The sequence below is a fragment of the Bacteroidales bacterium genome (assembly GCA_035353855.1).
Lineage (GTDB): Bacteria > Bacteroidota > Bacteroidia > Bacteroidales > CG2-30-32-10 > DAOQAK01.
The window spans coordinates 1-1942 of sequence record DAOQAK010000092.1; the positions used below are offsets into that span (position 1 = coordinate 1).

3 protein-coding genes are annotated in these 1942 nt (G+C 32.1%); 1 reads left to right on the forward strand and 2 read right to left on the reverse strand.

Annotated elements, in window-relative coordinates:
• Nucleotides 1-961, forward strand: a 961-nt coding sequence (locus PKK00_15045; GenBank protein HNW99720.1) for an amidophosphoribosyltransferase, incomplete at its 5' end; no start/stop codon positions are given.
• A 79-nt stretch (nucleotides 962-1040) separates the two neighbouring features.
• Here PKK00_15045 and umuD read toward each other — a convergent pair.
• Together umuD and PKK00_15055 are read right to left on the reverse strand one after the other, a co-directional pair.
• Nucleotides 1041-1493 carry a translesion error-prone DNA polymerase V autoproteolytic subunit gene (gene umuD, locus PKK00_15050; GenBank protein HNW99721.1) on the reverse strand — a complete coding sequence of 151 codons (453 nt, stop codon included), beginning with the start codon at nucleotides 1491-1493 and terminating at the stop codon, nucleotides 1041-1043.
• Nucleotides 1494-1533: 40 nt separating this feature from the next.
• On the reverse strand, nucleotides 1534-1942 hold a 409-nt coding region (locus PKK00_15055; protein ID HNW99722.1), incomplete at its 5' end, for a Fic family protein.

A 1942-nucleotide genomic window follows, 5' to 3' on the forward strand; every position in this document is an offset into this window, starting at 1 on the left:
TGAACGAATTTATTTCTCGCGCGGAACAGATAAAAATATTTACCAGGAAAGAAAAGACCTTGGAAAATATCTTACTCCCGCAATACTGAAAGCTATCAATTATGATTTTGAGAATACTGTTTTTTCATATATTCCCAATACCGCATCTACTGCCTTTAACGGACTGGTAGAAGAACTGGACACTTTCTGTAAAAAAGTTCATAAAGAAAAAATTCTGCAATGCAGTGGTAATATCACTTCTGAAAAACTTGATGAAATATTAAAACTAAAACCCAGGATTGAAACACTTGCCGTTAAAGATGTAAAGCTTCGTACATTCATCACCCAGGATACCAAGCGCGACGACCTGGTAACGCATGTTTATGATGTAACCTATGGCATAGTAAGAAAAGGGAAAGATACATTAGTTGTTCTTGACGATTCTATTGTTCGCGGAACTACTTTAAAAAACAGTATTATCCGCATGCTCGACCGGCTCGGACCAAAAAAAATAATTATTGCATCATCGGCTCCGCAGATACGTTATCCTGATTGCTATGGTATTGATATGGCTAAACTAAGCGATTTTATTGCATTTAAAGCAGCCATAGAATTATTGAAAGACACTCGCCAGGATAATATTATCAACGAAGTTTACAAGAAATGTAAAGAACAGGAACTTCTTCCGAAAGAAGAAATTGTTAATTATGTAAAACTTATTTACAAAGCATTTACCGCTGAACAGGTTTCGGAAAAAATTTCTTTTATGCTGAAAGAAAAAGAAGTGAAAGCGGATCTGCAAATTATTTTCCAGACCATTGAAGACCTGCATGAATCCTGCCCAGACAACAAAGGTGATTGGTATTTTACAGGTAATTATCCTACACCCGGTGGTAATAAAGTAGTGAATAAATCATTCATTAATTACATTGAAGGCCGCAACGAAAGAGCTTATGGAATTGAATCGAAAATAAATCCGTAATTATTTTCTTTTTCTTATTGATATAATTTTTTAGCCACAGAGAATACTACGAGTTACACAAAGTAAACAGAGAAAAAAATCAAGTTTTGTGAATGGTATAAATTACCACGCCCCATATTTTAAAGTCCATATCTTCGGTAAGTTCAATGGGTTTGAATTTTTCGTTTTCGGGTTTCAGAAAAACTTTTTTCCCGCTTTTTATAATTCGTTTAACTGTGAATTCGCCATTAATAACACCTATCACAATCCTACCGTTTGTAGCTTCAACAGAACGGTCGACAATAAGAATATCACCATTAAATATTCCCGCATCTATCATTGAATTCCCATTCACTCTTACTAAAAAAGTTGCCGAAGGATTTTTTATCAGGTATTCGTTCAGGTCCAATTTTTTATCAAGAAAATCCTCTGCAGGTGAAGGAAAACCGGCAGAAATGGTATTGGTAAAAAGTTTCAGCAAAAGTGTTTTGCTTTTATCGGGCTTAAAAAATTCAAGCATTGGTGTGGGTTTTATGGTAGATTGTTTTTTCAAAACTTTTAATATTTAATCAACAATATTACTATCCTGATATTTATCTTTTTGATAATAATTCAAATAACGGCTCATTTATATAGTAATTGCCGGTTCCTAATTTTTTTCTTTTTAATAATCCGTCATCTGCTAATTTATTTAAATAATTTGCAGCGGTAATTCGTGAAACTTTTAAATCACTAACAATAAATTCAATCTTTGTATATGGATGCTTAAATAAATTGTTCAATAATTCCTGGCTATAAAATTTATAATTCTCGCGCAAAGTATGTTTATATTTCATCATCAATTCACGAATCTGAATGATTAATTTTATTGTTTCTTTTGATGTTTGTTCAACTCCTTTAATCATAAACAATAACCATTCTTCCCAAATATTATTCATTCTTACATCCTGAAGCAATTTATAATATTCTATTTTATTTTTGATGATATAATTGCTCAAATAT